This is a genomic window from Planococcus sp. CAU13 (assembly GCF_000775575.1).
Classification (GTDB): Bacteria; Bacillota; Bacilli; order Bacillales_A; family Planococcaceae; genus Planococcus.
The window spans coordinates 1-7,737 of record NZ_JRGN01000098.1 but is presented as its reverse complement, the minus strand read 5'-3'; the positions used below and the strand labels follow the sequence as shown (position 1 = coordinate 7,737).

The 7,737-nt window shown below is 47.2% G+C and carries 7 protein-coding genes; 3 read left to right on the top strand and 4 right to left on the bottom strand.

Going from position 1 to position 7,737, the window contains the following annotated elements:
• Positions 1–151 precede the first annotated feature (151 nt).
• Positions 152–1,144 (top strand): MsnO8 family LLM class oxidoreductase, encoded by a 993-nt coding sequence (locus KW93_RS04340; protein ID WP_033541749.1) that lies wholly within the window; start codon positions 152–154, stop codon positions 1,142–1,144.
• A 254-nt stretch (positions 1,145–1,398) separates the two neighbouring features.
• Entirely contained in the window at positions 1,399–2,448 is a 1,050-nt protein-coding gene (locus KW93_RS04335) for an FUSC family protein (RefSeq protein WP_033541748.1), read from the top strand.
• A 198-nt stretch (positions 2,449–2,646) separates the two neighbouring features.
• Here the strand turns inward: KW93_RS04335 and KW93_RS04330 are convergent, their stop codons facing one another.
• The 3 genes from KW93_RS04330 to KW93_RS04320 all read right to left on the bottom strand — a co-directional run bounded on the left by KW93_RS04330 (position 2,647) and on the right by KW93_RS04320 (position 4,993).
• Complete coding sequence (locus KW93_RS04330; RefSeq protein ID WP_033541747.1) at positions 2,647–3,222, bottom strand: DUF2269 family protein; 576 nt, start codon at positions 3,220–3,222, stop codon at positions 2,647–2,649.
• Between the two features lie 267 nt (positions 3,223–3,489).
• Positions 3,490–4,284, bottom strand: coding sequence for a hypothetical protein (locus KW93_RS04325; protein ID WP_033541746.1), 795 nt, complete (start codon positions 4,282–4,284; stop codon positions 3,490–3,492).
• A gap of 274 nt (positions 4,285–4,558) precedes the next feature.
• Positions 4,559–4,993 carry an Hsp20/alpha crystallin family protein gene (locus tag KW93_RS04320; protein WP_033541745.1) on the bottom strand — a complete coding sequence of 145 codons (435 nt, stop codon included), beginning with the start codon at positions 4,991–4,993 and terminating at the stop codon, positions 4,559–4,561.
• 397 nt (positions 4,994–5,390) lie between these two features.
• On the opposite strand from KW93_RS04320, the gene KW93_RS04315 reads away from it, so the two are divergent.
• Positions 5,391–6,194 (top strand): CPBP family intramembrane glutamic endopeptidase, encoded by an 804-nt coding sequence (locus tag KW93_RS04315; RefSeq protein WP_052131463.1) that lies wholly within the window; start codon positions 5,391–5,393, stop codon positions 6,192–6,194.
• A 230-nt stretch (positions 6,195–6,424) separates the two neighbouring features.
• On the opposite strand, the gene KW93_RS04310 is transcribed toward KW93_RS04315, so the two are convergent.
• A complete protein-coding gene (locus KW93_RS04310) occupies positions 6,425–7,675 on the bottom strand; it encodes a TerD family protein (RefSeq protein ID WP_033541744.1) in 1,251 nt (416 codons plus the stop codon).
• Between the last annotated feature and the right edge of the window lie 62 nt (positions 7,676–7,737).

The following is a 7,737-nucleotide window of genomic DNA, read 5'->3' as shown; positions in this document are numbered from 1 at the left end:
ATTCTATGATCACTCAGCCCTTTCCAAGCTCAAAATCTGCCGCAATGTTATTCTCTACCCCAATCACCAAACAGATAAAATGATTTCCACTTGCCGGACTGCTATACTCCTCTATGTGAAAACCCGCAGTCAAAGAAAGGAAGTTACATATATGAAACTAAGCGTACTCGATCAGGCTCCCGTCACGACGGGCAATACGGCAGAAGCTGCCATGCAAAAAGCTGTGGAACTCGCCGTTCTCGCAGACAAATTGGGCTATAGCCGGATGTGGATGGCAGAACACCACGGCTCGGGCGCATTTTCAAGCTCCGCTCCCGAAGTCACCGCCGCCTACTTAAGCGCCAAAACGGAAAATATCCGCATTGGCACCGGAGGCGTCATGATGATGCATTATTCACCGCTGAAACTTGCCGAAGTCTTCAAAACCCTGAGCGCACTCGCCCCTGGCCGCATCGATTTCGGCGTGGGCCGTGCGCCGGGCGGCGACCACAGCTCCATCTATGCTTTGGCTGAAGGGCGCCGGGCGATGACAGATGATATGTACGGGAAATTTGATACGGCACTGAAGCTGATCAACGACGAAACGCCGGAAAGCAATTTGTACAATAAAACACTTGCCGCTCCGACACAGATCCAACTGCCGGAGGCCTGGCTGCTCGGCTCAAGCGGCAACAGCGCAATCGAAGCGGGACGCATGGGCGTCGGCTATTCATTTGCCCAGTTTTTCCAAGGCGGCATGACGAAAGCAATACTGGACGCTTACCGAAATAATTTCACCGCTTCCGCCTTTATGGAAAAACCCGAAATCTCGGTGTCGTATTTGGTGACAACAGCCGAAACCGCCGAAGAAGCGGAATACGAAGCCTTGCCGCAGGACATTTCACGCCTTATGCTGATGCGCGGCCGCCTCATGCCGCTCATGACACCGGAAGAAGCACAGAATTCCGCGTTGTCGGAAATGGACCGCATGCATATCCAGGAAAACCGCAAAATCCATCTGGTCGGCTCTGCAAAAGACGTGGCGGATCAATTGCAGCAGGAGCAGATGCAATATGGCTTTGAAGAAGCAATGATCTGCAGCATCACCCATTCCCAGGAAAAACGACTGAATGTCTACCGCTTATTGGCACGTGAGTTATTCTAAAAAGCAATTTATACCTTTTTGCGAGCACTCCCCATTCGGACCCTGTGTTTCAAAAAATTCACTCACAATTTTTAAAATTGCATAAAACGAAAAACACCACCCCCGCATTGCTTAAGCAGCGGGGGTGGCAATGTATAGAGGATGAATTGCCATAAAATTCACCATCCATTTAATTTCCATTTTTACACAGGGTCGCCATAAGTTTATACTGAATTACAGAAGAAATCCTGCGTAAAGGAGATGCTGAAAAAAAGATGTTTCGATCCTTTCATTTCAACGGCAGCCGGATCATAAAAACCGGTTTGGCCATTTTTATAACAGCCACAATCTGTCTCTGGTTCGGCTGGCCACCCGTCTTCGCGGTCATCACGGCCATCGTGACGATTGAGCCGACTGTCAGCGACTCGATCAAAAAAGGGATTGTCCGTTTTCCGGCATCTGCCATCGGTTCTGCATTCGCAGTTCTTTTCATCACCCTTTTCGGGAACGCACCGATCACCTATACACTCGCTGCGGTTGCCACAATTTTAGTCTGCTACAAACTCAATCTGCATGCGGGCCTGCTCGTTGCCACCCTGACGTCCGTCGCGATGGTCGAAGTCATCCATGACCATTTCCTGATTTCGTTCTTCATTCGCCTCGGCACCACAACGATCGGCCTGGTCGTATCCACCGCTGTAAACATGCTCATCTTCCCGCCGGATTACCGGAGAGATATCCTGAAAAGCATCCAAAGCATCAGTGAACGCGCAGGAACGTTGCTGGAACACACTTTCCATACCGTCCTCTTTGACAGTGATGCGGATCTTAAGGAAGACAGGGAACTCGTGAAACAATTGACTTCAAAAATCCAAAAGACGGAACAATTGATCCATTTTCAGCGCGGTGAATTCAGTTTGTATTCAAGGGTCCGCAAACGGGAAGCCGAACTTCTCATGGCGGAAAGGCAATTGCTCTTTTTACATAACCTTGAGTTCCACCTGGATGCCCTGCTCCGAATCCCTCTGCATGACCTTAAGTGGACACCAGCCGAGCGCAATATCATCATGCAGGCCGTTGCGGAACTTGCGGACGACCTGCAGAATTCAGTTGAATACAATCACGTAAAGCATCAGCGCCAATTAAAAATCATCACTGATTTCTTCTGGGAAGACAGCAAAGGCATTACGACAAGCGACGCCGTGCACCCGACCCTCTTTCCGCCCGAGTTCAAAATTCTATATGAACTCATCACGATCTATGATCTAGTGGATAATTTCTTTAATCCGGAAAGTGTGAAGGCAGCTCGGGAGGCTGAGGCATGACGGGTTGCACGAACGGATTTCCCAGCAGTTCACATTCGGACCCTGTGTTCCAAACAATTCATACACCATTTATAAAAATGCATAAAACGGCAAAACCACACCCGCATAGCTGTAACGTCGGGGGTGGTTTTGTATAGAGTACAAATTATCACGAATATCCACTTCCATTTTATATCCATTTTTACACAGGGTCACAATTCATCTAAACGACGGAGTTTCTGCAGAAGACTCTGGTCTGGTTTTGCCAAGTAAAAAATGTGCCAGGCCGAAGCCTGCTGCTCCAGCAATTGCCATTGTAATAAGTGATCCTGGCAGGGCGAGCTTGACCGCCATCAGGAAAAGAATCCCAACCGCCAGCATGGCCATGACAAAAACGGAATTCCACAGAACCCGGTCTCTCACTTTGTTCAACAGGGTACTTGAAGGTACAGCATCCGTTTCCGCTTCTGCAGCGGCCAGAATTCCTTTCAGACGCCGAAGATTGATGACAGGGCCCAAAAAGCTGGCAACAAGAAGCGTTGCCAATGAAACGTTAATCCAGGCCATTCCCCAGCCCCAAGTGGAAATGGTGAGATACAGGCCAGGCACTAATATCAACAGTGAACTCATCGGAAACAATGCATCCGTCTTCACAGCAAGGCCCGACCACCGCTTGACGTTTTCCGTGTCCTTTGAATGGAGCATGGAAAGCATGCACAAGGCAAGAATCGCAATTGCCATAAACATGGTCACTGCACCTACGATATGGAGAAACAATACAACATTATAAAGCATGGTGTTTTTCCTCTTCTCCAGTTAAGTCATCCAAAGAATGGCTTCGTTAACATTGGCGGAAAACCTTTCGCTGATTCTTTTTTCCATCGCTTCCCCTCCCTGTTACGTGACTGCTCCAAAGCCCAAAGGGTTTTTGTGCAATTATTTTTGTAATCAGTATACGCCTTTCCAAAATAAATAACTATAAATTATTTAAATTTTTCGACTTTCATAAGATGAATTTTAACTATATAAAAATCCGCCCTGCAATCACAAAGGGCGGGTTTCTTATTTAACATCACGATAATGGTACTGCCATTCAGAGGAATAGGTGCGGACATCGGTTACAAAAGAAGAGCGGTGCCAGATGCTCGACATGTCAGACGTTTCTGCGGTTTCGACCAGCCGTAATTCGCCGGCTTCCAGTGTCATTACATCCGATTCCAGCGTCTTCAGCTCATTTTCTTTTCTATCCAATGCCCTGATCTGCAGCTGGACCTCTTTTGTTGCATCCATATTGTTTTTGACGAAAAATGTGTTGCTGTATGGCGTTGAATGGCAATTCGATGAAGTTGTCCGCAAGCATTTCCTTTCGGAGCTCAGGAACACAACGGTGATGTCTTCATCATCCTGTCGCTCTTCTGCTTCATCCAGGGCTGTTTCGATTTTATTGATGTATGAGGTTTTCTCCGCAAATGGATAAACCCACATCGTGAAAAACAGGATGGTTGTGCAAAGCCCAGCTGCGACCACCCAGACTGCTTTCGGATTATGGACGGATTTGGGAGCGTTTTTAAACATGATACTTACTACGATATTGACGATGACAACAACCAGCAGAATTGCTCCTGCAATAATCAGGGCAACGATGCTTTCAAAACCATTTTGGAAAAATGAAAGCCCATATTTATCGGAAAGATAGTAGTTGACGATGAAACTGCCAAGTACCAAGGCAAGAAAAGCAGCAAGGGCTATTTTCCATCGCGGCTTTCCTGCTTTACCGCTTATGGCATCCAGGAAGGTCCAGAAAAACCAGAAGTACGGCACAAGGAAGATGAAAATAATAAGTGCAGTGGTGCCCATAATATCAAACCTTTCGCAAAGAGTGGACGAGAAACGAATCTTTATGAAAGCCGTTGAATCAGTGAAACTTTTCAAAGGCTTATCTTTGTAACATGAATACTATTTTGCTATCGCTTGTATTATACGGCATCCGTTGGAAAAAGATTCAAAAGTTTAATGTTAGCAGCATCCCGCTTTACTAGCAGCATGAGCCACCTTCAAAAATAAAACCGGAGTGCACCCGCACCCCGGTTTTCTGCGTTCCCTGCGTATCAGGAAAACGCCTCATCAAGCCTTATTCGATTGGAATCCGATATCCTTTTTCAATTTTCTGCTGCTCTTTGCTCTTCGGCACCTCAAGCTTCAAAACACCTTCCTTGAATGAACCAGAAATTTTATCTTCTTCGATTTCACCTATATAGAAGCTGCGTTTGAAAGCGCCATATGACCGTTCTTTTCGCAGGAACCGGCCTTCTTTGTCATCACTTTGCCAATTCTGTTCTCTTTCGCCGCGGATTTCCAGATAACCGTCTTTGTACTCCACTTCCATATCATCTTTCGTGAACCCAGGCAGGTCGACCATAAATTCATACCAGTCGCCTTTGTCCTGTATATCTACTTGAGGAAAAGTGGTTTCACCGAAAAACTTATTAAAAAAGTCAGAATCCAATCCGCTTCCGAAAAGGCTTGGGAAAAGCTCGGTTCGTCTTTTAGGAAACAAAGTGTTCATACTGATCTTCTCCTTTTCAATTAGTTTTAAGGTACATGCCAGCAATCAAAAGCCAAAAATTCGAAACACTTTCCTTTAGAAGCAAACAGCGTCCCTATGGCCAGCCTTCTATGATGCAGACTTGCCATCTATTGACTTTCAAGGCCCACACTTCCATCTTTCCCCTTTCTGTCCGTAATGGTGTTTCTACTTAAAATTATATTCAAGATCGTTTTTACGTCAATTAAAAAACACGAAAAAATGAAATTTTCATCAAAAATTTATGAAATAAATTTAAAAAAAGAACATTGCCACAGCCGTATTTTTAACACATTGCCAAATACAATTGAATCACGCTATGTTATTATTAAGTCAAAAAATTACCATAATTAAACTCCGATAAAAGGCGGCGATACGGATGTTTGAGGAAAAGAGAAAACGGTTTGTAATCGTTCTGATGACTGTAGCGGGCTTCATATCGATTTCCATGCTGCTGCAGGCCACTGGCAGCGCCCTTCTCTTCAATATTGTCATGCTGACAATATTCTACACCGTTCTGCCTTTTTGGATCTGCAGCTATTATTTCAATAGGCACGGCATACAACTGCGCCGCATCTTCTTCTTCAGCGGCATCGCACCCTGGATTTTACCTATAATCGGCATCACCATGCTGGTGCTGATTTTCTCCATCAGCATTTACTGGCTGATGCTGCGGGGCTTTGCGTCCCTTTCTCCTGCCTTGATCGAAATCGCGCTCACGCCGCAGCCGCTCCCCGATGAATTATGGTACCTGCTGTCACTCAGCTTCATTATTGCGATTCTTGCGCCGATCGCGGAAGAGTTCGTGTTCCGAGGCGTAATCCTGCACCGGCTGATGGCAGCACTCGGTTTATGGAAAGGAATCGGTTTAACTAGCCTGATTTTCAGCGTTATTCACGTCAATATTTTTGGCGCATTCCTGTTCGCGGTGCTCGCCTCGCTGCTCTATGTAAAGACCGGCACTCTGCTGGCACCGATTCTGCTTCATATCTTCAACAACAGCCTTGCCGTTTATCAATACTTCGTCGACCCGACTTTCCCGGAATGGCTCACGGTGACAACTGTAAATGACCTGTATACGAAAACCGCCCCGAACCTTGCTGCGCTGTTTGTCACCCTGGGGCTGCTCTTTCTCATCATCAAATGGCTGGGGCGGGGCTTGGATAAAACAGAAAAAGTCTAATGGAATAAAAACACACCCGCAATCCGAAAATTGCGGGTGTGAGATTTATCTTTGCTGCCCAGGAAGCGGCCAATTTCAAAATTCAATTGTGCTCATATTCTTTCTGCTTGTAAGCCTCAACAAGAAAATCCAGACCCTTTTTAGAACGCCCGCCCCAAAGAAACGATGAAAACGAGTAATGAAAGATATCATAAGGTTAACATTCCTCCGCCTCCATCTGAATCGACCGCTCACTTCGACCCCGCACTCCATCTCATGCCCCATTTAAACGCCCGGTCCATTTCCTTATGGCCATTGAAGTATTCGACCACTTTTTTGACGCTCATCGTTTCGTCGTTGACGTTTTCCAGCAGCGCAATGGCGCACATCCTTTTACCTTTCCGGTGTTCGTCCAGGCGCACTTCGATGTCGGGGCCGCTTTGCTGCTTCAAGGTCACGATACCGTCGACCTCCGCCCAGTTCGCCGCACCTTCATAGATGAACGCATAAACGAGAATCCGCTTGAACTTCGTGATTTTATTGCCATTAATCCGGAGATTCTCGCCGCCTTTGACTGCACCGGTGCGGTCGTCATGGTCGAGTGCAATATAAGGTTCATAGGTCAGGTCGCCGAATGCATTGCCAAGTGCCTGCACCGCGCCTTTGTGGCCGTCTTTCAGTTCAAACAGGCAACCGAGATCCAGGTCGACGGAAGAGCTGGCATTCAGAACCGAGGCCAAAAAGCCTTTCGCCGTTTTCTGGTTCCAGTTCAGGTTCACCAGAATCTCCCCAAGCGGCGAATTCGTCTTGTTCAGATTGATCTTATCGCCCGTCTTCTTCAACTCGACTTTCGCCAGGTTAATCGAAGATGTTGCCGCCTGTTTCGGCGCTTCTGTTTTGGCTGGCGCTGGCGCTTTAATAAAGAAAGAAGGATCCGCCTGGAAGTTATGCGCTGCACATAATTCACGCAGCCCACCTTCGAAGATTTGTCCGACCGCTGAAAATTTCCATTCTCCGTTATGCAGATAGACTTCGCCGGCAATGATGCCGGTGCCGCCCAAAGCATCTTTCCCCAACTCGAACCGGTGCAGCTGCTGGCCGGTTGCAGCGTCGTCGATTTGTATGCAGGCGTTCACCGCTTGGCTGAAGTTCTGTTTTTTCGCATCGCTGTCATGGATATGGATGGCCAGCACAACTTTCTTAATGTCAGGGGGCATCTTTTTCAGATCGATGAGAATCTGTTCATTGTCGCCCGCGCCTTCGCCTGTCCGGTTGTCCGTTGATAATTGGACGGCCGCATCCGGGCTCGCCAAATTATTATAGAAAACGACATATTCTTTTCCTGCCACCTGCCCTGCCGCGTCCACCAGCAGCGCGACTGCGTCCAGGTCCATCGTTTGGGCGCTGCTGCCGGTATCCCATCCGAGCCCAGCGCTGATTTTCGCCAATGCCGGATTCGCTTTCGTCAAATCCACTTTTTGCCCTTTCACTAAAACTGCCATTGAGTTTCCTCCTTTTAATGAAAAATTCATTTCTTAAATTCACTATACTGCATCCGGAATTT